This window comes from Cellulophaga baltica, assembly GCF_900102165.1.
In the GTDB taxonomy this organism is placed as follows: Bacteria; Bacteroidota; Bacteroidia; order Flavobacteriales; family Flavobacteriaceae; genus Cellulophaga; species Cellulophaga baltica.
The window spans coordinates 442,079-466,156 of sequence record NZ_FNBD01000002.1 but is presented as its reverse complement, the minus strand read 5'-3'; the positions used below and the strand labels follow the sequence as shown (position 1 = coordinate 466,156).

At 34.2% G+C, this 24,078-nt stretch carries 18 protein-coding genes; 11 read left to right on the top strand and 7 right to left on the bottom strand.

What is annotated here, in order from left to right; translation table 11 throughout:
- The first annotated feature begins 498 nt into the window (after positions 1-498).
- The 8 genes from BLQ19_RS21195 to BLQ19_RS21840 all read left to right on the top strand — a co-directional run bounded on the left by BLQ19_RS21195 (position 499) and on the right by BLQ19_RS21840 (position 5,984).
- On the top strand, positions 499-672 hold the full coding sequence (locus tag BLQ19_RS21195; protein ID WP_161785735.1) for a hypothetical protein: 174 nt from the start codon (positions 499-501) through the stop codon (positions 670-672).
- A gap of 230 nt (positions 673-902) precedes the next feature.
- The gene (locus BLQ19_RS21495) at positions 903-1,256 is read left to right on the top strand and encodes a hypothetical protein (RefSeq protein WP_039324944.1); all 354 of its coding nucleotides are present in this window, start codon (positions 903-905) and stop codon (positions 1,254-1,256) included.
- 44 nt (positions 1,257-1,300) lie between these two features.
- The gene (locus tag BLQ19_RS05185; protein WP_074537615.1) at positions 1,301-2,377 is read left to right on the top strand and encodes a sensor histidine kinase; all 1,077 of its coding nucleotides are present in this window, start codon (positions 1,301-1,303) and stop codon (positions 2,375-2,377) included.
- A gap of 3 nt (positions 2,378-2,380) precedes the next feature.
- Entirely contained in the window at positions 2,381-3,436 is a 1,056-nt protein-coding gene (locus BLQ19_RS05180) for a sensor histidine kinase (RefSeq protein WP_074537614.1), read from the top strand.
- The gene (locus BLQ19_RS05175) at positions 3,433-4,167 is read left to right on the top strand and encodes a LytR/AlgR family response regulator transcription factor (protein ID WP_074537613.1); all 735 of its coding nucleotides are present in this window, start codon (positions 3,433-3,435) and stop codon (positions 4,165-4,167) included. Before BLQ19_RS05180 ends, BLQ19_RS05175 begins: the two co-directional genes overlap by 4 nt.
- Before the next feature lie 58 nt (positions 4,168-4,225).
- Positions 4,226-4,501, top strand: coding sequence for a hypothetical protein (locus tag BLQ19_RS05170; RefSeq protein WP_074537612.1), 276 nt, complete (start codon positions 4,226-4,228; stop codon positions 4,499-4,501).
- A 64-nt stretch (positions 4,502-4,565) separates the two neighbouring features.
- Complete coding sequence (locus BLQ19_RS05165) at positions 4,566-5,696, top strand: mycothiol transferase (protein WP_074537611.1); 1,131 nt, start codon at positions 4,566-4,568, stop codon at positions 5,694-5,696.
- A 66-nt stretch (positions 5,697-5,762) separates the two neighbouring features.
- Positions 5,763-5,984 (top strand): CBU_0592 family membrane protein, encoded by a 222-nt coding sequence (locus BLQ19_RS21840; protein ID WP_024479319.1) that lies wholly within the window; start codon positions 5,763-5,765, stop codon positions 5,982-5,984.
- A gap of 7 nt (positions 5,985-5,991) precedes the next feature.
- Here the strand turns inward: BLQ19_RS21840 and BLQ19_RS05155 are convergent, their stop codons facing one another.
- Positions 5,992-6,594, bottom strand: a complete 603-nt coding sequence (locus tag BLQ19_RS05155) for a TetR family transcriptional regulator (RefSeq protein ID WP_024479320.1) — start codon at positions 6,592-6,594, stop codon at positions 5,992-5,994.
- A 169-nt stretch (positions 6,595-6,763) separates the two neighbouring features.
- On the opposite strand from BLQ19_RS05155, the gene BLQ19_RS05150 reads away from it, so the two are divergent.
- From BLQ19_RS05150 to BLQ19_RS05140, 3 genes are read left to right on the top strand one after another with little or no spacing between them, the layout of a single operon-like run.
- Positions 6,764-8,020, top strand: a complete 1,257-nt coding sequence (locus BLQ19_RS05150; RefSeq protein WP_074537610.1) for an alkaline phosphatase family protein — start codon at positions 6,764-6,766, stop codon at positions 8,018-8,020.
- 28 nt (positions 8,021-8,048) lie between these two features.
- Positions 8,049-11,147: a SusC/RagA family TonB-linked outer membrane protein gene (locus BLQ19_RS05145; protein WP_074537609.1), complete on the top strand. Its 3,099-nt coding sequence runs from the start codon at positions 8,049-8,051 to the stop codon at positions 11,145-11,147.
- A gap of 12 nt (positions 11,148-11,159) precedes the next feature.
- On the top strand, positions 11,160-12,605 hold the full coding sequence (locus tag BLQ19_RS05140) for a SusD/RagB family nutrient-binding outer membrane lipoprotein (protein WP_074537608.1): 1,446 nt from the start codon (positions 11,160-11,162) through the stop codon (positions 12,603-12,605).
- Positions 12,606-12,683: 78 nt separating this feature from the next.
- Here BLQ19_RS05140 and BLQ19_RS05135 read toward each other — a convergent pair whose 3' ends face one another.
- The 6 genes from BLQ19_RS05135 to BLQ19_RS05110 all read right to left on the bottom strand — a co-directional run bounded on the left by BLQ19_RS05135 (position 12,684) and on the right by BLQ19_RS05110 (position 24,077).
- Complete coding sequence (locus BLQ19_RS05135; protein WP_074537607.1) at positions 12,684-13,697, bottom strand: transglutaminase domain-containing protein; 1,014 nt, start codon at positions 13,695-13,697, stop codon at positions 12,684-12,686.
- Positions 13,697-14,425, bottom strand: a complete 729-nt coding sequence (locus BLQ19_RS05130; RefSeq protein ID WP_074537606.1) for a carboxypeptidase-like regulatory domain-containing protein — start codon at positions 14,423-14,425, stop codon at positions 13,697-13,699. Before BLQ19_RS05130 ends, BLQ19_RS05135 begins: the two co-directional genes overlap by 1 nt.
- Before the next feature lie 129 nt (positions 14,426-14,554).
- Positions 14,555-20,608, bottom strand: a complete 6,054-nt coding sequence (locus tag BLQ19_RS05125) for an alpha-2-macroglobulin family protein (protein WP_074537605.1) — start codon at positions 20,606-20,608, stop codon at positions 14,555-14,557.
- Positions 20,609-20,738: 130 nt separating this feature from the next.
- A complete protein-coding gene (locus BLQ19_RS05120) occupies positions 20,739-21,524 on the bottom strand; it encodes an SDR family oxidoreductase (RefSeq protein WP_024479327.1) in 786 nt (261 codons plus the stop codon).
- Between the two features lie 44 nt (positions 21,525-21,568).
- Positions 21,569-21,886 carry a cupin domain-containing protein gene (locus tag BLQ19_RS05115; protein ID WP_024479328.1) on the bottom strand — a complete coding sequence of 106 codons (318 nt, stop codon included), beginning with the start codon at positions 21,884-21,886 and terminating at the stop codon, positions 21,569-21,571.
- Positions 21,887-21,950: 64 nt separating this feature from the next.
- Entirely contained in the window at positions 21,951-24,077 is a 2,127-nt protein-coding gene (locus BLQ19_RS05110; protein WP_074537604.1) for an OmpA family protein, read from the bottom strand.
- Position 24,078 lies beyond the last annotated feature (1 nt).

The window sequence follows — 24,078 nt, the reverse complement described above, 5'->3', positions numbered from 1 at the left end:
AATTGTTATTGGACAATGGCGCAGACAAAGAAGCAGTTTCAAAACTAGGATTCACGGCTTCAAAATATGCTGAACTATCTGGAGCAACCGCAGCTTCAGTACTATTGAATTAATAAAAAACATCAATCAATCAAAAACATCTAAAAAAAAGGGAGCCCAATGGCTCCCTTTTTTTTAGCTTCATTGGGGAATGATATTATGAATTTAAGTACCACGAGATACTACTTTCCGTTCGCTCTTGAGAATGTACCGTTGGTCATAATGTAGTTTTAAATGGTCGATAATCAGTGTAAATTTATATCAGATAATAATGATAATCATTAAAGTATACCCATATAAAAGTTTCCATTACGAGTACGAGTATCAAACAAAAAGAAATAGTAAAGACCTTAATTTTTGCAACTATTATTAGCAGTTTTGTGCTCTATAAATTAGGATATATGCTGGGACAACTGATCTATAATTTAGGCTACTAAATATTAAATACCATAAAATCAAATGAAAAATTACAGCATTATAAAAATGGATTCGTCCTGGTCTACAGAACAACTTAGAATAGATGTAGAGCGATTCGTGAATCGAAAATCACGTGAAGGCTATGAGATTACAACCGTAGCTTTTGGTATAAACTTGTGGTGGATGCCTACCGCATTTATAACCATTTGTAAATAGCATACCGTTCGCTTATTCTAATTTACCGTTTGGCATAATTCACTTAGATAACCCCTTGAATAGATTTATTTTTAGGGTATAGAAATACAATAACCTTTAAAACCAATACTATGATCTCTTTAGTAAAATACATTATAGAAATAGTTATTAATCTTATCTTGCTTTAATAATTACTGTTTTTTAAGAAAAACAGTGTGTAAATTCACGTTACAAGTGAGAATATATCAGGAATGAATAAGAAAAAACAAACACAGAATAAAAATCTAAAATACGTAGTATATACCTTAATTGGTATCGCTTTTTTTATTGCTGTGATTGGTGTGGTAAGTTTTGTAGCACATGAATCAGGACATAGTGAGATAGGAAATATAGATGCCTATAACGCTGGTAAAAGACTGGGGATAAGATTAGGAATATTGGTTAATTTTATTCTGAAAAGCGGATTTTTAATGGGTAGTTTCATTGCTATAGCTGCATCCTGGGAGAAAAACAAATCCATATCAAAAGCTATGCTGCATGCAGTTCTAAGTTGGGGGTATGTCGTTTATTATGCAATAACCAGAAAAACAATTTTAAACAACTAGCCGTCGTCTAGTGTTTTGTAATTTCATTCGCTAAGAAATAATTAATGATTAAATTTTTAACCAAAAATCCTTTTTGGATTGTACAAATTATAGGCTGGTTTGTTTCCGGCTTGTTTGTGGCTTCTGCAAATAAATCAGGTTCTAATATTCAGGCTTTATTTTTTTTATTTGGAAGTATATTTATAGTCGGAATTTTTAGCACTTCACTTTTAAGGGCCTATTTAAAAAAGTTCGTTTCCGTAGAGAAGATTGGAATTAAACAAATAGCAATCATTTTTTTAGGTATATTTTTGACAACCATTTCTTGGTTTTTATTGAATTTTTGTTTTGGTTACTTGGTAGGACTTTTAGTAGATTCTGTTGATTTACATGTGAAAAAGAATTTTCTTGATTCACCAAATATTGGTCTTTTTGTTTTCATCCTAAACTTGTTTCTAATTATAATTTGGACCGTTTTATATTATGGTATAAAAATGTTGATTGATTATAATAGATCACGTATTGATAGGTTACGGTTGCGAGATAAAATAAAACAAGAACAGCTTAATATTTTAAAGGGGCATATAAATCCTGAGTTCATGTTTACGTCCTTAAATAATATCAAGGGGTTAATGTTGGAAGATGTTTCAGACTCTAGAAATAAACTTACACAGCTCGCAGAGTTGCTGCGGTATTCTTTGACTAAAAACAATATCAATACCGTTTTATTGGAGGAAGAGATTGCGTATGTCTATAATTTTATAGAGTTAGTTTTTATTGAAAACAAGACAGCATCCACTATTGAATGTCATATAGATGAAGCCACCAAAAAGTTAGAAATTCCGCCAATGCTATTACTTAATATGATAGAATTAGCGACGAAACACGGAGTATTACTTCATAACGTAAAAGGGGAGATTTTCATTCATTCCGAAAGAAGAGAAGATCAACTTTTTTTAACGGTAACCCATAGCGGAGCGTCTAGTCCAAAATCACAAAGGAAAGTATTAGAGAAAAGTATCCAGCAGCGCTTAAAATTGCTGTATAAAGAGGAGGCGCACTTCTCAAGAACTTTTAAAGAGGGGCATACGATACTAGAATTAGTGCTACCCATCATCGAAGAAAAAATCACAGAAGTATAATCCATGAAATTAACGAAGACAAATAAAGAGCTGCTTTTTTGGATTTTACAAATCTTAGGTTGGGTAGGAATGAGTTCCCTTATTCTTATTTTTCCTTTTGGTTTTAGTAAGACCTACATGCTATACAGCTTTATAGTAGGAAGCGCAATAGGTATTGTAAGTACTTCAATTTTTAGACATTATTTAAATAATAATATTGACATTGAAGTATTTGGAAAAAGGAGTATTATAAATTTAGTGGTGTCTTTTTTTGGCTGTAGTTTACTTTATTATTTTTTATTGTTTACAACAGAAGAAATTTATGAACTGTATATTGGAAGAACGGCAACGGAAATAAAATGGATTAAAGAAAATATAGGTGTTCTGTCTGCATTATTTAATACCATGATTACTGTTTTTGGGTGGACTATAATTTATTTTGCGATTAAATTTGTAATAAACGCTAACAAAAATAGATTAGAAAGTTTAGAGCTTAATGCCACATTACGGGAAGCACAATTAAATACGCTGAAGGGACAGGTAAATCCGCATTTTATGTTCAATAGCCTTAATAATATTAGAGGTTTAATGTTAGAAGATGTGAATAAATCTCGAGAGATGATTACCAAGCTTTCTGAAATGCTTCAATATGCACTGTCTAAAAATACTGTTGATGCTATTGCTTTAAGAGAAGAGGTAGATATGGTAGATAATTACATCGCCTTAGCCAAAATACAAATGGAAGACAGGCTGCACTATGAAAAAGAAATAGCGGCAGAAAGTTTAACGATTATGATTCCTCCCATGATTATACAATTATTGGTTGAAAATGCAGCAAAACATGGGATCTCTAACTTAAAAAATGGAGGTATAATTCTTTTACAAACTATAGTTACAGCTTCTGAATTGCAAATTGTGGTAAAAAATACAGGAAAACTAAGTATCAGTGAAAACTCTACTAAATTAGGATTAAAAAATATACGACAACGTCTACGATTACTTTATGGTCCAAAAGGACAATTTACCTTAGAGGAAATTGAAAATGAAGTTATTGCCACTATAAAAATACCGACCCTATGAAAAAAATAAAAACTGTAATTGTAGAAGATTCTCGTTTGGCGCGGAATGAAATTAAAGAATTATTAAAGCAGCATCCGGAATTAGAACTTATTGGAGAGGCAGAAAATGTGGATGAAGGTTTTGAATTAATCAATGCATCAAAACCAGACTTGTTGCTCTTAGATATTAATATGCCAGAAAAAGATGGCTTTGAATTGTTAGAGATGTTAGACGAGGTTCCGATTACCGTGTTTACCACAGCATTTGATGAGTACGCTATTAAATCTTTTGAATATAACGCCTTAGATTATTTATTAAAACCAATTAATGATAAGCGTTTTTCTCAGGCTATGGATAAGGTGAAAGCCACATTAGAAAAATCAGGTACAGAAGAGGTGCCAGCCAATACAGAGCGACTAACAGAAAGTAGTCAGATTTTTATTAAAGACGGCGAAAAATGCTGGTTGGTTAAAATAGGGGATATTTTATTGATAGAAATTGTGGGGAATTATTCCCGCGTTTATTTTCAAGACCAAAAGCCAATGCTCTATAAATCTTTAAATCAAGTAGAAGAAAAATTGCCTGTAGAAAACTTTTTTAGGGTAAATCGACAGCAGATTATCAATATGAATCACATTAAAAATGTGGTGCCTTGGTTTAATGGTAAACTAAAGTTAAGCATGAATAACGGAGAAGAGGTGGAAGTATCTAGAAGACAATCTTACATCTTTAAAGACCGTATGAGCTTTTAGTAGCACTAAAATTATATTTATAAGTTCTAGCGAATATTGACCACTTAAAAGACCAGAAATGAATTTAGCGGAAAAAACTTCAGAAAAACTCCAAGGAGAATTAAAAGTAATGAAAGTTATAACACGAGCACTTATAGGTGTTCTGGGAGCTCTCTTTCTATTTTGTGTATATGGCTTATTGACCAATGAAGACAATACCTTTTTTATTTCTATGATTGTTGTCCCAATAGTTTTAGGCGCAATTATTCCTTTGAATTACGCTGAAATGAAAAAAATAAAAACCCAACTGGAATCTCAAAAATCAACAGATTTGAATTCAAATTTGCAGGTTTAAGTGTAAGTGAGCTTTTAATAGTTTTATGCTTACATTTAGAAACAATAACCATGAACATTTACCGATGAAAAATAAAATAGTATTACTATCACTAATGTTGCTGAGTTTTCTTTCGAACGCTCAAAATAGTAAAGAAGTTTCTCAAGAATGGATATCTATCAGTCAGTTTTTAGATGTTACGGTAGAGAAGGATACGAAATTTAAACTAATAGGATTTGCAAAGGCAGATTTAGTTGATGATAAGGCAATGGCTGCCCTTTGGACAAGAGTTGATAATGAAGGTGGCGAATTAGGCTTCTTTGATAATATGGGAGACCGGCCTATACGCTTAAATGAATGGAAATCTTATACCATTGAAGGTGTTTTAACTAAAGACGCTAGAACCTTAAATTTTGGAGCCTTATGTTACGGAAATGGCACTTATCTTTTTGATGAATTTCAGTTGTTTATAGAGAATTCTAAAGGTGTTTTGGCGCCTGTAATTATAGATAATTCAAGTTTTGAAAATGGCATATCTAATGGTATAGTTCCTAAATGGAGTCAAGGTATCGGTAGAGGAAAAGTAGTCAAAGTAAAAGAATTTGAAATAAGCTCAAGCGATGATGCAGCAAAAGGTAAGAAATCTTTGAAGCTAGTGGGAGCGGGGATAGAACTTTCCGTAGCTACTATAGGCAATTTAGAAGGGGCGTCTCCTCAAATCGGTTCTATGATTTCTATGTTAGAAGATTTAAAATCTAGGGTAGAAAGTAGAGTAAAAAATATGTCAACCTATGAACTAGATCATCTGCACGATGAAAAGGCAAATAGAATAGGGGCTTTAATTATGCATTTAGCAGCAGCAGAAAAGTATTATCAGGTATTTACTTTTGAAGGGCGCGGTTTTAATGAAGAAGAAAATGAAATTTGGTTGGATGCTTTAAATTTGGGAGCTGCCGCTCGAGATAAATACAAAGGGCATGAAGTGCAGTACTACCTAGATATCTATAATGAAGTACGAGCAGAAACAATTGCAGAACTTAAAAAGAGAGATGATAAATGGTTTGAAGAAATACAACCAAGTTCAGATATAAGCAATCACTATTGTTGGTTTCATGTAATGGAACATCAATCTAGTCATTTAGGTCAAATACTTTTTTTAGCGAAACGTATACCACCAGAAGTAGAACTAACGATTCCTGAGCCAATAAAAGATTAGTCTAATGAATAAAAAGTATTGACTTCAAAAAAATACACATTCATTTAAAATTTCATATTAAGAAATATGCTAATTGGTTGGGCCGGTGCAGTACTTTTTATTTTGTCATACTTATTACTAAGTATAGGTAGATTATCATCTAAGTCTAAAGTGTATCATACTTTAAATATACTTGGCGCCATTTGTTTGGTTATAAACGGTTTTATGCTGCGAGATGTTCCGAATATTGTCGTTAATCTAATTTGGGGGTTAATAGGAGTATATGCTGTTATCAAAATTGTTAAGTAGTTTCATGCTAATCCATAAAATCAAGAATATTTAACGCATACTTAATATAAACCAGTTCTTTTTTCTTGTAATCTTCCGTGTTTTCGTTAAAAGTCCCTAAATAATAATAGGCACCATCAATTAAAGCAAATATGATTTCTGTGATTTCATGGATATCTTCGTTGCAGATTATACCGTTCTCTTTTGCCTCAATAAGTTTTGTAGCTAAAACGGTATGTAGTGCTTGCAGATAGCTTTTAAAGCTGTCGTTAAAATCTTTTTTTCTATAAATTAAAGCGTAACAACTGTAAAAAACACCATCGTCAAAATATTTATTCCAATTTCTTGAAAAAAGAGAGGTTATTAGATTGTGAAGTTTTTGTTTGGTATCTATAATGCCATTTTCATCGTTTTGAACAATATTTAAATGTTGTTCCAGTATAAACTCATTCAACCCAATTAGAAGTTCGTCCTTGGTTTTGAAATAGTGCATAATTAAGCCATTACTTATGCTTAAATCCTCGGCAACTTTGGCAATTGAGGTATTTTCCAGGCCAATCTCTTTTGCTACTTTATAGAATGCTTTTATTATTTCTTTTCGTCTAGCTACAGACACACTTTTTCTTCCCATGTAAGATTTTTATTTAGACAAATGTAACATATTAAGATAATTAGGGCTTTCTGTAGTCCATTACAAATTAACATTTAATTAAAGTTTTATTAATTGAACGTTCATTCAATTAATAATTTATAAAAATACTTTTGACGCAGATTTTAGTGTAACCAATTAAACCTAAAAAATGCGACCACAAGTAAAATACATTTTATTTTTTTCATTGTTAGTAACACAAATACTAGCTGCGCAGCATCATGAAAATTCAGGTAGGAATAAGAAAGTTGTTTTTGTAATTGTAGATGGTATAGCTACAGATATGCTTCAAAAAGCATCAACTCCTTATTTAGATAGTATTTCAGTTGTTGGTAGTTATTCCAAAGCCTATGTAGGCGGTAAAAAAGATGCCTACTCAGAAACCCCAACTATTTCTGCAGTTGGCTATAATAGTTTGCTTACGGGGACTTGGGTAAATAAGCACAATGTGTATGGTAACAGTATTAAGGCACCAAATTATAATTATCCAACAATTTTTCAGGTTTTTAAAGCGCAATATCCAAATAAAAAAACAGCAATTTTTTCTACATGGTTAGACAATAGAACAAAATTGATAGAAGGTATTGGTTCGGATAAAAATGTAACCCTGGACTATGCTTTTGATGGGTTTGAACTAGATACAATTAAGTATCCCCATGATTCCTTACGTCAGTATATAAAAAACATTGATAAGCTTGTAGCAGAAGAAGCGGCAAGATACATTAAAACAGAGGCGCCAGATTTATCGTGGGTGTATTTGGAATATTCTGATGATGTTGGCCATGGATTAGGCGATAGTCCGCAATTAGATCTGGCTATTACGTATGAAGATAACTTAGTAGGTAAAATATGGAATGCTGTAAAAGAACGTGAAGCAAACTTTAATGAAGATTGGTTACTCGTTGTAACTACAGATCATGGTCGAAGCCCAAAAGATGGCCGTCATCATGGAGGGCAAACAGATCGAGAGCGTGCAACATGGATCGTTACGAATGAAAAAAATACAAACGACTTTTTTAAAAATGAGCTTGTTGCAATTACAGATATCTATCCAACGATGTTGCGCTTTCTAAATATTAAGGTATCAAAAGAGGTACGCTATGAAATTGATGGAACACCATTAATTGGTCCTGTAGATGCTTTTGATTTAACGGCAAGTAAAGAGAGTGATACCATTGTCCTCCGTTGGAAGAACGCTACTAAAAATGGAGAAAAAGGAACCTTTTATACTTCGAACACCAATGAATTTAAAGAGGGTAAAAAAGATACTTATAAAAAAGTAGCTAGAGTGAGTTTGGCTAATGAAGAGACTACGCTATCGCTTAAAAAGCATAAAGGCAAGATGTTAAAAATAGTATTAGAAACTCCGAATAATGTACTCAATACTTGGTACATCAATAATAACTAAAACCAATTTAACTAAACATTAAAAGAAAATGAATTTTAAAATTACGCTAGTTCTAGTACTGCTTGCATCCTGTTTTGGATATGGACAACAATTGATTAAAGGCACGGTTGTAGATGAAAATAGTATACCTCTAATGGGGGTAAGTATTGTAGTAGCCAATTCGGCAAACGGGACAACTACAGATTTTGATGGTAATTATACGATTAGCGCCACGAATGGGGAAGTACTTATATTTTCTTCCATGGGTTTTAAAACCGAGCAAGTTACGGTTTCAGATGCAACTATTGTACGTGTTACCCTAGTTGAAGATGCTGCGGCATTAGAAGAAGTTGTCATAACAGCTTTAGGAATAAAGAGAGAAAAAAAAGCACTTGGATATGCTGTACAAGAGGTAAAGGGGACTTCTTTAGAAAAAGCAAAAGAACCTAATTTAATTAACTCTTTAACCGGTAAAGTTGCTGGTTTAAATATTAAAAACTCAACAGATTTATTTCAGAGTCCAGAAATTAGCTTAAGAGGCGCTAAACCTTTAGTGGTTATTGATGGTATTCCTGATAGATCTGCTGATATTTGGAAAGTTAATTCTGATGATGTAGAAAGCATTAGTGTACTTAAAGGAGCTACAGCATCTGCACTCTATGGATCTGTTGGTAGAAATGGGGCCATCATGATTACCACTAAAAAAGGAGAAAAGGGTAGGCTAACAGTAACAATAAATAGTTCCGTACTTTTTCAGCCTTCTTTCACTAAAGTTCCAGATGTACAAACGGTTTATGGAAACGGAAATCAAGGGCAATATGCTTATAGTAATGGATTAGGTAGTGGTTCTGAAGGTGGCGGATGGATCTGGGGCCCCAAAGTAGATCAATTAGACCCATCTACACCTAGTGGGTTTTTTGAGACAACTCAGTATAATAGCCCAACAGATGCAGCAGGTAATTTAATTCCTATCCCGTTTACTTCAAGAGGAAAAAACAACATTAAAGACTTTTTTCAAACTGGGTCAATACAAACTAATAATGTAAGTGTAAACTGGGGTAATGATAAAGCTAGTTACAGAATGTCTGTTTCTAATGTCTATCAAAAAGGTATTGTGCCAAACACAGATTTAGGAAATACATCATTCACAGTAGGGGGCACTTTAAATCCTTCGGATAATTTTAAAGTTAGTTCTAGCTTAACTTATAACAAGCAATACACAGATAACTTTCCAGAAGTTGGTTATGGACCCACTAATTATTTATATAACTTACTTTTATGGACAGGTGTAGATGTAGATGTAAAAGATTTACGAAATTATTGGCGAGAAGGTCAAGAAGGGTATCAGCAAAGGCATTTTAATGTATCTTACTATAACAATCCTTATTTTCAAGCGTATGAATACGAGCGCGGATATGATAAAGACAATGTCTTTGGGAATGTTGCTTTTGAGTTTAATATAACACCAGAGCTTAGTATTAAAAGTACAAGTGGAATAAATGTTTATAGTCTAAATAGAACGTACAAAGAGCCAAAAAGTTATATTGGTTACGGGAATAAATCATTAGGTAATTTTACAAATTCGGATAGTCGTTATTTTGATATTATATCCGATTTGGGCTTAAAGTACGAAAAGAGTTTTTCTGACAATTTTAGCCTGAAAAGTGAGGTAGCCTACTCTAATTATTTTCGTAAATCAACTATAGCAAGTACACAAACAGATGGTTTAAATATTCCTGGCTTTTATAATTTGGCAAATAATGCAGGTGCAAGCTATATTGCTACTAATAGAGAAGAAAAAGATGCCATAAAAAGTGTGTATGGTTTTATAGATTTGTCTTTTTACAATGCATTTTATGTATCTATTACCGGTAGAAATGATAAGGTCTCTACCTTACCAAAAGAAAATAATTCATTCTTTTACCCATCGGTCTCTGGATCCTTAGTGTTATCAAGTCTTTTTACAATGCCAAACGCTATTAGTTTTGCAAAGTTAAGAGGTTCTTGGTCTAGGGTATCTGAAGGGAAAATAGGAGAAGAAACAGATCCTTATGCCTACATTCAGGCCTACGATAAAGGGACTACTTGGAATGGCAATACTTCTGCAGCCTTTGGTACAAGTTTATTAGCGCCAGGTCTAGAACCAGAAACCTCAGACACTTGGGAAGTGGGAGCTAATATTAGATGGTTTAACAATAGAGTAGGTTTAGATGTAGCGTATTTTGAGGCAACTGATTATAATAATTTAATTTATAGTCCGATTTCTGATGCTACGGGCTACGAAAGTATTTTACTAAATGGCGATGAATTTAAGCGTAAAGGCCTTGAATTTGTATTAGATGCGAAGCCAATTGAAACAGCAAACTTTAGCTGGAATATACTCTTTAATTTAAGTAAGTTTAGAAGATTTCAAGAAGAAATTTATGGAGATAGAGAACAGACCGAAGGTTTTATAAAAGTTGGTGATCGGACAGATAAAATTTATGCAGATGTGTATCAAACAAACACAGAAGGAGAAGTTATTTTCGAAAATGGTTTTCCTGTAAATGATCCTTATCAAAGATATATAGGGGAAGACGATCCAGATTGGACTTATGGAATTTCCAATTCCTTGAGCTATAAAAATCTTAATTTATCCTTCTTATTTGATGGTAGAATTGGGGGGTTAATTTATTCTACAACCAATCAAAAAATGTGGTGGGGAGGTAAACATAAAGGTACAGTGAATCAATTTAGAGACGATGCTAACAGTGGCGTAAGTTCTTATGTTGCACCGGGTGTTAAAGTAGTTGGTGGTGCTGTTTCTTATGATGTGAATGGTGCAATCACTAGTGATACTAGAACCTATGCGCCAAATGATGTGGCTGTTAATTACATCAATTTTATGCAAACCACTAGTAATGGTCATAATACAAATTACCATTATTACAAAGAGTCATTTGTAAAGTTAAGAGAAGTAACACTTACGTATAATTTTCCTAAAAAAGTATTAGATAATACCCCAATACATGAGTTTAGCTTGTCATTAATTGGTCGTAATCTTTGGTTGAATTCAAAGGTGCCAAACATAGATCCTGATTCAGGAGTAGATGCTTTACAAGCACCATCTACAAGAAATATAGGTTTAAACTTAAACGTAAAATTTTAAATAAAAAATAAAATGAAAAATTATAGTATATACATTTTATGTGCACTTTTCTTTACGGTAAGTTGTACCAAAATAGAAGATTTACAAGATGATCCTAATAGAGCAACTTCTGTTAGTCCAGATTTATTATTAACTAATATCGAAACAAAAGCATTTAATAATGTTAGTTTAAATAGCGCTTTAGCTAGTAGATATCTAACATTTACAGACGGTATTAATGAAAATCAATATTACAACTGGCAACAAGCTTCATTTGCTAATTATGACAACATTAAGCAAGTGCATAAAATGATTGAAGAAAGTGAAAAAGCAGAAACAGAAGTCTATTCAATTTTAGCAAAATTCTTTAATTCTTATTTTATAACGGAGCTAACTATGGTTTTCGGAGAAGTTCCTTATAGTGAGATTTTAGCTACAGGAGAAGAAAATTATACACCTGTTTATGATACACAAGAAGCTATTTTTCTGAAAGTTTTAAATGATTTGAATGATGCCTCTAATGCGCTAGCAACAAACGAAGAGCTGATATTAGGAGATGTGATTTATGATGGTGATAAAACAAAATGGCGTAAATTAATTAACACGTACTATTTAAGAGTATTGTTAATGTTGTCTAACAAAACGGACGTAGCTTCTTTGAATGTTATAGGAAGATTCCAGGAAATTTTAGAGAACCCAACTAAATATCCATTGTTTGATTCTAATGAGGACAATGGCGCATTGGTATATGTAAACATTCAAGATAACAGATATCCTCTGTTTAATAATAACGAGTTACAGACTGCATATTATTTAGAAGAGTCTTTTGTAGACAGGCTCAAAGATCTGGAAGATCCAAGGTTGTTTGTTTTTGCTGAAAAAACACCTGCAGCTATTGCTTTAGCAGATGATGATTTTAATGCTTATGATGGTTTATATGGAAGTGCTATTTTTAGTGATAATGCAGCTAAAGCGGTTGCAGGGAATGCCTCTAGAATAGCTCCTCGGTTTTACAATGATCCTATAAACGAGCCTAGTCTGTTAATTGGCTATTCAGAGTTACAATTTATTCTAGCAGAAGCGGTAGCAAGAACTTGGATTTCTGGTGATGCGGCATCATACTATAATGAAGGTATAAAAGCGTCAATGAACTTTTACGGTATTTCAGAGGTATCTGCTTACTTAGCGAAGTCCGAAGTTCAATTAACTAGTGCTATTGCTATGGCACGTATTGCAACACAAAAGCATATAGCGTTGTTTTTAAATACCGGATGGCAAATGTTTTATGAGCAACGAAGAACAGGATATCCTGAATTTAATGTAGATGGTGGTGGAACCTTAAATGAGGGTAGAATACCCAAAAGGTGGTTGTATCCTGCCAATGAAGCCACAAATAATGCAGCAAGTTTAAAAGCTGCTATTAATAGACAGTTTACCTCCGGGGATGATATTAACTCATTGATGTGGCTTCTAAAATAGCCTTGTTCAAATAGTATGATGCCAGAAAAACCCAGCACATGAGTGTGCTGGGTTTTTTATACTTAACGTTTTAAAAGATTACTTCCTTTTGACCCGTATAATATAGGTGGCGATAATAGCACCATTGTATTTTAAGTGAACGTCGTATAAGCCCGCCTTCGTAAACTTATAAGAAATGCTATAGTCAGAATCATGCTGAAAAAATGTAGTGTCTATGGTCTGCGTGGCATAACCATTTCCTATTTCTAGGACTAGATCTGCTGGATCTAATCTTTCAGCACTGGAAAATTTAAAGTGAATACGTTCATTTTTGATAATTTCTGTTTCTAGTGCTAATGGGAATTCTGGATTGATGGAAAAGTTAAATGCATTTTTATACACTATAGGACCAGAAATAAAATGTTCAAAGCTTGGCATGTCTTCCAATAAAGACCATTTTTTTTCTAAAGGATAATGGTTTCGTATAAACAAACTTGGTTCTGCCAAGAAATAACCATCGTGATATTCAAATTGGAATTCAGGATACCCTTCCTTAAAAACTATTTGTCCAGCAGACCAAGTGGCATCACATAAATACCATTTACCATTCAATTGCACGCTATTCCAAGAGTGGTTAGGGAGGCTTTCCAGCGTTAATGGCAATGTTGGTGTACGGCTATGACCATCAATAATCTCACAAGGTATTTCTGCTAAGCTAGCCATCTCACGAACTAAATATGCATAGCCCGTGCAAGCTGTTTTTTTGTTGCGAATTAACTGTTCAAAGACCTTAGGAGTATAGTCTTGATTCCATGCTAAGAAAGCGGTGCGATCTTTTTCTATTTTACTTCTCTTACTTTTCGTTTTTGCATATGAGTTGTAGTCATTTTCAATATTGGTACTTATCCAAGTATATATCGCTCTAAATTTCTCTACGTCTGTGTGTAAATTTGTAGTTAGGTTATGAACAAGTATAGGAAGACTTTTTAAACTAGCTCCTTTATTTTGATAGGCAACACTATCTGCTTTAGAAAAATCTATGGCATTAAATGCTGAGCGTTGCCCATAGCTTATGCTTGCGCATAAAATAAAAATAAGAAAGGCATACCTCATTAGTTAAAAATAGAACCAATTTTCTGAGCAATGTTTCTTTTTGGCTGGTATACTCCTTCGATAGAAATATCTCCCATAAGTTCTATATCTGCCGAATCAAAAAGTATAGAAATTTCAATGGTATCTGTTTCACTTTTGGTGATGGTGTAACGCTGAGTATCATACCCTACATAGCTAAAATCAAGAACATCACCTTCAGATAAGCGTCTGCTGAATTCAAAATTGCCATCAAAATCTGTAGACACTCCTTCATTCGTTCCTTTTAGAACAACAGAAACACCAGGTAGTGGTAAATTTTCCTGATCTACCACAAGACCTTTTACCTTGTATTTGTTGCTTTGAGTTGCATTGGTAGTAGCTCCCGGATTTGAAACTAATTCTGTTTGTACACTAGTGTTTAATGCTTCATCTTGTGCGTTAACGCTAGATATGGCACATAATGATAATAATGAGAAGCTCATAGCGCCGATACTTTTAGTTAAAAAATTATAAGAGGAAACGTTTGAGTCTGACATTTGTAAATCGTTTAATTGTGAGGTTTTAAATCGGCCGCAAGTGCTGTTTGTTGCAGTACATAAATAGTTTAATATTTCGCTTTTAGACATGGTTGTAAAATCGATTACTTCCTTTTCGCAAGAGCCGCAAAAACCGCCTTTATCGGTGGTACTAAAGGTACTAAATTTCTCTGAACATGGTTTCTTTACGGATACGCTAATGGAATTTTTCATAGGCTTTGGTTTTAATTAGATACCTCTAAGGTATAGGAAAACTAAAGCCTATAAAACCAACAATGAGGCTACACAGCTATTGAATGCGTAAACCCACCTTTTTGGTGAGTTTACATTTTTTCATCCTAATTAGTTGGCATCAATTGTTACGCGTACGCCTTCACTATGACTGCTAAATTCAGGCGCGTACATACTTTGTATCGTTGTAATACCATTACTGAAATTTCCAGCATTATTTACACGTAAATCATATTCAAAGACATACACTCCTTTTGGTAAAAAGTCAAAAAAGAAATTAGTGCTAGCATCTTTGGTACTTTCATAGTATCCTAAACCATCTTGCCATTTGTATTGAGAAAATATATTGATGGGTTCAAAACCAGCGGCACGCATATCTTTCATATGAATAAATTCCATATCTCGGTCTGCGAGTAATTCAATACGTACGCGCACTAAATCGCCCACAGCTAATTTGGTGTTTGCTGTAATTTCAGAAATCTTCTCTCCCGTAGCTGTATTCTTTTTTAAGAACAACTTCTTTTTTAATTTCAAGGGTGTTTCTGCTGATGTAATTTTATCGAGGTCTTCAAAATATTGCCAGTAAAGGGCACCCCAAGCAATTCCAGCTCCTTTTTTACTAATTTGAACTTCGGCCATTTTCGGTGTAATTTCAGACTTGTTCCATGAAGTTTTATAGTAGCCAGTACCCGCTTCTACTCTTACACCTTCTAATTTTTCTGGAGCTATTTCTTCGCCACCAACAAGCACTTCTACTGCATTGGTTACTGCTATCCAATCACTGCCTTGTAGTAGCAGCGCATAAACAGCTTCTGTAGTTGCCTTGGTCGTTTTCCACTGGTTGGTCTGTTTGTTCTTAAGTAACCAGATTTTTAAATTATCTATAGTCGTTACATCATTCTGGATTTCAGAGAAAGCTTCAATTAATAGGGCTTGAGTTTCAATAGGCGCCTGGTACCAATACCATGAATTGGTGTTTTCTTTCCAATACATTCCTAATTCATCACTAGTAATACTATTCTCTTCTAAGTGGCGTATTATTTTGGTGGCAGTAGCCTTATCTTGCATTCGGTGCATAATTAAAGCCAACATTCCTTTGCTATACAGATTCCTATTTTTCCAATAGTTCTGAATTTGTCCTTTGTAATAAGCGGTAACCTCATCAACTTTTTTAGAAGTTTTTATGTCACTAAAGAAAGAACGCATGTAGAGGTACTGTACTTGAGAATGACTCAGATGATCTTTGCTTATGTCTTTGGTGTGATTTTTCATATACTCATATTCAGCAACAAAGGCATTGTCTAAATAAGAGATTGCTTTTTTAATCATAGTGCTTTGTTCTTGCGCTGTTTCAGAAGAAATGATAAGCTTATTTAAATGCCCAAGACCTGTAATGATGTGCTGTGTGATGTATCTGTTTTCACGACCGCCAGCAAACCAAGACCACGCGCCATTAGACATTTGATTTTGTGCTAATTTGCTAAATGCGCTTTCTTGAGATGCTCTCATTTTATTTAGATCAAAAAGCAATGCAATACGTTTCTTTTGCTCTGTTTCTGATTGCGCATCACGTAACCAAGGGGTTTCTTGAATTAAGAGCGATTTTAACTCTTCATTCTTTTCTAAATTACTAAGCAAAGCATCCGCGTTTGCCCATTGATTAAATACCTCCTGAATTTTAGGATTGCTATTGGCAATGTAACTCGCTAAAGTGTTTGCATAATAACGGGCAAATGTTTGTTCATTACATTCATATGGGTATTCCATTAAGTACGGCAAAGCTTGCACCGCATACCAGGCTGGGTTTGAAGTAATCTCTAAAGTAAGTTTATGATTACGTAGTGTTTTGGAAGTATTGTTCTTTAATTTGTCTAAGCTAAAAGTTTTTGTTTGGTTGCTTCTTACCCACATAGGTAAAGATTCTGTGACCAACATTCTATTAGAAAGTACAGGCCACATATTTTGTTCTCCATCACTAAAATCTCCTGCTTTTGCTAGAATTTTATAAGACACGGCTTGCAATCCTTCAGGAACAGTTATGGTCCAAGATACTTGTGTGTTTCCCGTTGCGTCTACTGAAAATTCTTGCTGTGCATCTTTTGTAATATCTGTAGTAATATCAGCATTTGATACGGCATCGATTAAGACAATTTTTGCTTGCCCTGTTAGACTTTTCTCTGTTAGATTAGAAATTTTAGAACTCACAACGATTTGATCACCTTCCCGTAAAAACCGTGGAGCATTTGGCAGTACCATTAATTCTTTCTGTGTAACCGTAGTAAATTGAGCTGTGGCCGTTTCTAGATTCTTAGTATGTGCAAGCAGTTGTAATTTCCATTGTGTTAATGCTTCTGGTGTGGTAAAACTAAAAGAGACATTTCCTTCTTTATCTGTTTGTAATTGTGGGAAGAAAAAGGCTGTTTCTTGTAAATTTTTACGAATTTGAACTTCCCCAAATTCGGAGTCAGGCTGTTCTGCGCTTGGACGACCAGGAACAGCATCGTTTTCTTTATTTTCTATTGGTGCAGCGTTTGATTCCATGGCCATTTCTGCAACTCCAGCGCTATCTTCCATCTCACTCATGATTTCCATGGTCGGAGCAGATTTACTCATCATTTTTCGAGATAAATAAGCTCCAGAACGGTTATTGTATCCTAGGTTTAAATCAAACCATTTGAAGGTATCGTAATACTGAGAAACAGAAACGTAATTGGTATCAAATTGCCAGTAAGACATAAAAGATTTGACTCCAAAACTACGGTTAGCATTACTACGTTGGTAAGCATAATAATTATGCTTGTACAGTGGGTTAAAACCCCATGAGTGACCTCTAAATGCATCTAAAGAGGCATCATACATACTTGCTAAAAGTTCTGCGGCTACTTTATCTCCTTTAGGTCCTTTTATTTTAAACGACCACGTTTCATCAGTCCCAGGTTTTATCTTATCTCTAAACGTTACGGTTTCAATTTGTAAATCGGTTATAGGATAAGGTACAGGAACTATAACATTTCCTGATGCATAAGAATTAAATGCCGCATAGGAATAATTGATGGCAAAACCACCTAAATCTTCCGTATCAATTGGTATTGTAAATGATTTTTTATTTTCTGATAAATGAATAATTTTTGTGTCAACTATCTTATACTCTTTTTCAATGGTCAGCGTCACATACAAATCTTTGGCGGCAGTTTTTAAAGTGATTTTTGCCTTATCGCCAATTTCATAATTTGGTTTGTCTGTAGCAATACTAAAAATTTGTTGATCTGCTAAGCTTTTATCATCAGAGCTATAGACTGTAGTTTGTACTTTTTCTTCTACTAGTTGACCAAATTTATCGGTAGTGGCTAATTCTATACGGTACTTCCCAGATTGCCATTTTTTGAGGTTAGGCAAACTAACTTCGTTTGTTTTGCTCGTATTGAATTGAGTTTCCCACAGCAAGTCAGCATTTTCCCATGTATTCGCATCATATTCACTAGCATAAGCATCATGTGGATATAATGACTTAAATTTTTCTTTTCCAAAATAATCATAGTCCGGCGCAGCCCATGGTCTAGGTCTTAATACGGCAGAAGGTGCTTGTAACTTGTATATTTTTAAAGTCCCTGAAGATGCAACCGTTTTGCCATTAAGATTAGTGGTATATAAGGCTAGCTTGTTTTCACTGGCATTTTTATCTAGTCTAGCAGCCACAGCAATAGTTGCGTTTAAAGCATGGTAGCCTACATTTACAGTGGTGGCGGTACTATGTGTTTCACCATTAATATCTGTAATGTCTGCCGTAACTTCGTAACTAAACGTAGGTAAATTTTTTGCAGAAGTACTGTGGTCTACAATAGCTTTAAAATCAAATTCAAAATTACCAGAGGCATCCGTAGTGGTTTCACCAAAAGCTATTTCTTGTGGCGTATAGTTTTGGTAAGAACGGTACCAGTAATACCATCTAGGATAATATACAGCACGTTTTACACGGTAGGTAACTTTTGCATCTGAAATTGCACTTCCTGCATAGGCCATTGCTTTTCCATGTACTTTAATCATATCATTTACCCGATACGTTTCCGTAATAGGGTTAAAGTGTACTTCAGATTTTGGACGTTTGTATTCTTCTACAGAAAAGTTAGTACTGCCATTTAATCCATATGTGCTATTACTGGTCTGAAGACTAAAATTTCCTGTTAAGCCATTAGAGGGTAAAATAAATTCTCCAGAAAAAGAGCCATATTCATTGGTTTTAAAATTCTGGCTACTTACTTCTTGGTAATTTGCATCAAGCAATTTAACCGTAACGTCTGTGGCTGCAATAATAGATTTTTCCGAGTCAGAATCTGCTACAGCTATTCCTTTAAAAAATAAAGGTTGTCCTGGTCTATAAATACTTCTATCAGTGAAAAGAAAAGTAGAGTAAGAGGTATGCTTTTCATTATTTCTAGAGTAATTATGATTAATGTAAAATCCGGTAAAATAAGCAACCTCATTATCTGCCGTAACTTTTATACGTACATCTGTCCAATAGTCCTCAGATTTTTCAAAGGTTATATTTCCGTTTTCATCAGAAGTGTATGTTTTATTTAGGTATTTATTATCATAATTAATTCGGTACGTAAAGCGTACTTGTGCATTAGAAATAGGTGCGCCGTTGTTTCTGTTAATTACTTGGAAACTATTGTTTCCGTTCAATTGATTCTCGCTAAGCACTAGATCGGTCACGTTTAATGCGCTATACGCAAAAGAATTTTGGTCGAGTTTATTATCCTTTGCCACTAGTAAGTAATAACCATTTGCTAAAGTCGGAATTTCTATTTCTATAGCATGATTTTGGTAGTCGTTTTCGTTTTTAAGATTCGCGTCCCAATTCTTAACGGCCTTCAATTTTTTTATAATCGCTACTTTTTCTTCAATTTTATAAGCATCTTCGAGTGCCTGAAACTGATCCCGATCTATTTTATACGCCGTTACGGATAAGGCATCTATATTCTTATAATTAATTAATAGACGAGAGGTTTTATTTGTAGGAATATATTCTTCATTGGTTAAATGTATACGCTTGCTAAGAATGGTTGTTGTAAGATTTTGACTTTTAAGAGCACCTAAGTTTTTTGGATACTTTTTTATAAGTATATCACACAATGCTAAAGCCTCTTTATTTTTCCAGCGGTGTTCATCATTTGTTTTCGCGTGGTACGTGTTGGCTAACTCAGCATAGTAGGCAGCAATTTCATATTGATATAAACTCCAATTCTCATGGTCTTTAATATGTTCAGCAGAATTCTGTAAAATGTTAAGGTAAAAGTCACCAACATTTGAGAAAACAGCATTATTCTTTATGAAGTGAAGGCGTTCAATATCAATAGTAACATAGGTATCTGATGTTTTATCAGTACTATGAAACTGTAATAACTCTTGATAAAGTTGTAATGCTTTTGCTTGCAGTGAAGTTTTATCAGTAGTACTTATTTTATGATGTATAAATTGATAACTCTCACATAAAACCTCAGAATCATCTATTTCAAATTTATCGGCAGGTCTTGTAATGCTATTTTCATCGGTCTTATAAAAATTTAAGGCAGTATGCGCTAACAGATCGTATAACGTAGGTCTAAGTTTATCTGAACCGTCTTGAGAGTTTAAGAGTACTTCAAACTCGGATACAGGAATTTCTTTGAGCGCTTCGTTATTCTCTAAGGAAGCGTCAAAATGAATTGCTATCTCATAAAATAGGGTATTTAAATCCCAAGTTCTAAAATCTGTAGTATCTACTTTCGCTTCGGTTTCTGTACGGTTGTAAAATTGATACCTGTTTTGTTGGTAATACTGCCAGTAGAGGTTAGCTAAATAGCTTTCTAGTATGTTTTTAGTAGGCGTTGTTGCTTTTTCAATTTCAGATTTAAACTCCGAGATAATTTTTAGTTGCGCATCTTCCTCTAAGGTTAATGAATATTTGCTTGAAAATAAAAGCGATTTAACCACTTGAGCATTATTGCTTTCTTTCTTTGCCTTTTCGGAAATAGAACTAACTACACTAAGAGCAGATTTCGTAAGTCCCTCTTGTTCTAATTGTGCTACCTTTTTCCAAAGCGTTTCAAACGAATTTTTGTTCCCTTGCGCTTCTGCTATATGTGAGAATAAAATAATCAATACAAATACTGTTGCTTGTTTCATAATATGAATGTTGAATGGCAAATATGCCACTTGGTAAATTTAGGTACAATAAGCGTTGAGTGAAACCCTGCTTTCAGTGAGTTAAGGTTATTAAAACGTAAACAATTAAAATTCCAGTATGCGTTTTAACCTATAGTGATTTTAACAAACCACCATCAATAGGAATGGAAGTTCCTGTAATATAGGCCGCATTGTCTGATGCTAAAAAAGCAACCAAATAGCCATATTCTTCTGGTTTTCCAATTCGTTGTAGAGATACCTTTGCCTCCATTTGGTTGCGTACTTCTTCCTCTGAAATTTTTAATTGTTTTGCTTTTGTGGCATTCAGTTGAGCAATGCGGTTGGTGTCAAAATAACCAGTCAATATATTATTAACGGTAATTTGATAAGGACCAACATCTGTCGCTAAAGATTTTCCCCAGGTAACCACAGCGGCTCTAATGGTATTAGAAAGTGCCAAATAGGAGAGGGGTTCTTTTACTGAAACGGAAGCAATGTTAATGATGCGTCCCCATTTATTTTTCATCATGTTTTTTAGCGCAAGCGCTGTCGTGAATACTGTGGTTTTAAACAGAAGATCAAAAGCAGCCTGATAATCTGTTATATTCTTTTCCAAGGTATTTCCTGCGCTGGGGCCTTGGGTATTATTCACGAGAATATCAATAGTATTGCTGTTAAAATAGCTTTCTAGTTGAAGTGCGTAGGCTTCAAAATCAGTATAATCTACAAGCAGGTATTGATGTGTTTGCCCTTCTGCTGTAGGAAGATTGGCAATAATGTTTTTTAATTTAGCTTCGCTTCTAGAAACCAAAGTTACACTGGCGCCACTCGCCGCAAGTTGTATAGCTATTGCTTTACCAATGCCATCACTACTGCCCCCAATGAGGGCTTTTTTACCTTTTAGGGAAATATTCATGTATTACGGTTTTAGGGGTTTCTCCCTTTTGGGAGTTCAAGGGTTTACTTATACTCTTCTCTAGTGGGACTAAATACATCCATTAATTTGCAAGCGGTTAAAGCTTTGCCACTATGTGGAATATAAGAGCCAATTACGACTAATTCCCCGGGAGTATATACTTTAGTCTTGCCGTTGAGGGTAAACTCAAATTCGCCTTCTAAAACCTGCATTACTTGCTCATTTACATGAGAGTGTTCAGGAACTATAGCCCCTTTTTCTACCTCCCAAAAAGCCAAGCTCATATTTTTAGTATGGACCAATTTACCGTGATAACCGGGAATAATCTCTTTGGTAGGAATTTCAGCTAACTTTATATCCATTGCTTTAAAATTTACCTTAAAGATAAAAGAAACAATCGATTATAATTTTAAATAGAGCGCCTTTTTATTCCCATTTTACGATTACAAATTCACACCTTCTATTTAATTCATGCTCTTCTTCAGAACAAGCATCATCTGTAGCACATGCTATAATAGGTTGTGATTCTCCGTAGCCTTTTGCAATGATTCTTTCTGCTGCAATTCCTTTTTCTAGTAAATATATTTTTACACTATTGGCTCTTTTTTGAGACAGTTCTTTATTATAATTGTTATTTCCACGGCGGTCTGTATGCGAACCAATCTCAATGGTGATACTTGGGTTATTTTTCATAGTCGCTACCACAGTTTCTAAACGTTCTCTGGTTTCCCTACGCAAGTACCACATGCTGTAATCAAAGTTTATAGCTTCCGTTTTAATAACGGTTCTATTTTTTTCTTTGACGATTGCCTTTTCTGTATTGATAGTTTTGATAATATTCTCAGCCTTCTCTTTCTCTGCCTTTTCTTTATGTTGTTTCTCTTGCGCAGCTAAAGCTTCAGCAGCTTCTTTTTCTTCTTTTAATTTTTTCTCTTGTGCTGTTTTTGCTTTTTCTAGCGTTTGCTTCTCTTTTTCTTGAAGAGCAATACGGGCTACTTTCTCTTTTTCAGCAGTAGCATACAAGCTTAGTGAAGCATCAATTTTCGCGTTCCGCTCTTTGGTAGTTCTTAGCACTTTAAAATTATCTTCGTACTGCTCTTTTTTAGCTTCAATACGGTACTGCTCCTCGCAGTTTACTGCAAATGAAAAAGAAGCATCTTCTTTGGTAATTATCTTGGCTATTTCATGATGATCAATATCAAGAAGGCGTACCGTACTAAAAGGGAGTAGTTGTTTGGTAGTTCTGTCTGTCACCACTCCAGTAATAACTTGCGCACAAGCTTCAATTTTTAAAGGTTTTGTAATGGTAAAGGAATAGATGTCATCGCTACCTTTTCCTTCTGGTCTATTGGAGGCAAAGAAGCCTTTGTCTTCGTTTTGAAAATAGCTAAAATCATCATAACTACTATTCACAGGATACCCAATATTGTCTGGTTTCTGAAATTGATTGGTGTCTTTTTTTGAAATAAAAATATCAAGTAGGCCAAATCCTGGATGTCCGTTTGAAGAAAAGTATAGGTTATCATTTTGATCGACAAAAGGAAACTGTTCTTTTTTGTCCGTATTAATTAAACTTCCAAGGTTCTCGGGTTCCGTATAAACATCATTTTCTTGAATAGTTACTTTATAAATATCAAAGGAACCAAAACCACCACTTCTGTCTGAAGCAAAATACAAGGTTTTCTCATCACTACTAAGACTTGGGTGTTCATTAGAAAAATCATCGCTATTAAAATGTAGCGCTGTAATATTGGTCCATACACTATCTATACGTGTAGCACGGTATATTTTTAGGTTAGATACTTTTTTAGCATCTGTTTTCTTTTTCCCTTTAATAAAGTTATTACGTGTAAAATAGAGCGTGTTTCTATCTTTAGTGATCGCAAAGGTGCCTTCATGCATTTTGGTATTTATGGCAGTAGAAAAACTTGTACTAATGCTATCGCCATACATTAATTCACTTACAGAATGTTGGTATAAGTCCAAATAGTTCTGATTATTCCATCGGTAAATTTTTGCCGCCTTTTTTTTCGATGCTGTATAAACAATTTGGTCATCTACTGGTACTGCTCCAAATTCAGAGTTTGTAGTGTTTAATGCTAAATTTTCAATTGAAAATCGCGGTCCAATAGCTTGTATGTTTTCTAAATAATTAAAATCTGACTTTAATTTCGCTACTTGCTCCGCGTTTTCTTTTGCTTGGTAGTACTCCGTTAGTACTTCAAAAGATTTATTTAGTTCTCCTGTAGCTTTTAAAGATTCGCTATATTTAAAAAAGTAGGTTTCATGCAGTGTCCCGCCATAAATTGAAGTCAGATAGGCATACCATTTTGCTGCTTGTGGCATTTGATAGGTATTGTAATAGCTATCAGCAAGATTTTTTATAATGGTAGCGGTTTTATTTGTAGCGGCAATTTCTTCGTATAGCGGAATAGCTTCACTATAAAAAGCTCGGTCAAAATAAGTATTAGCACGTTTCAATTGATCTTGAGCGGAAGCTGAAAATATATTGAAGAATACTATAATTACTAAAAGTAGTGTCGTTTTTTTCATA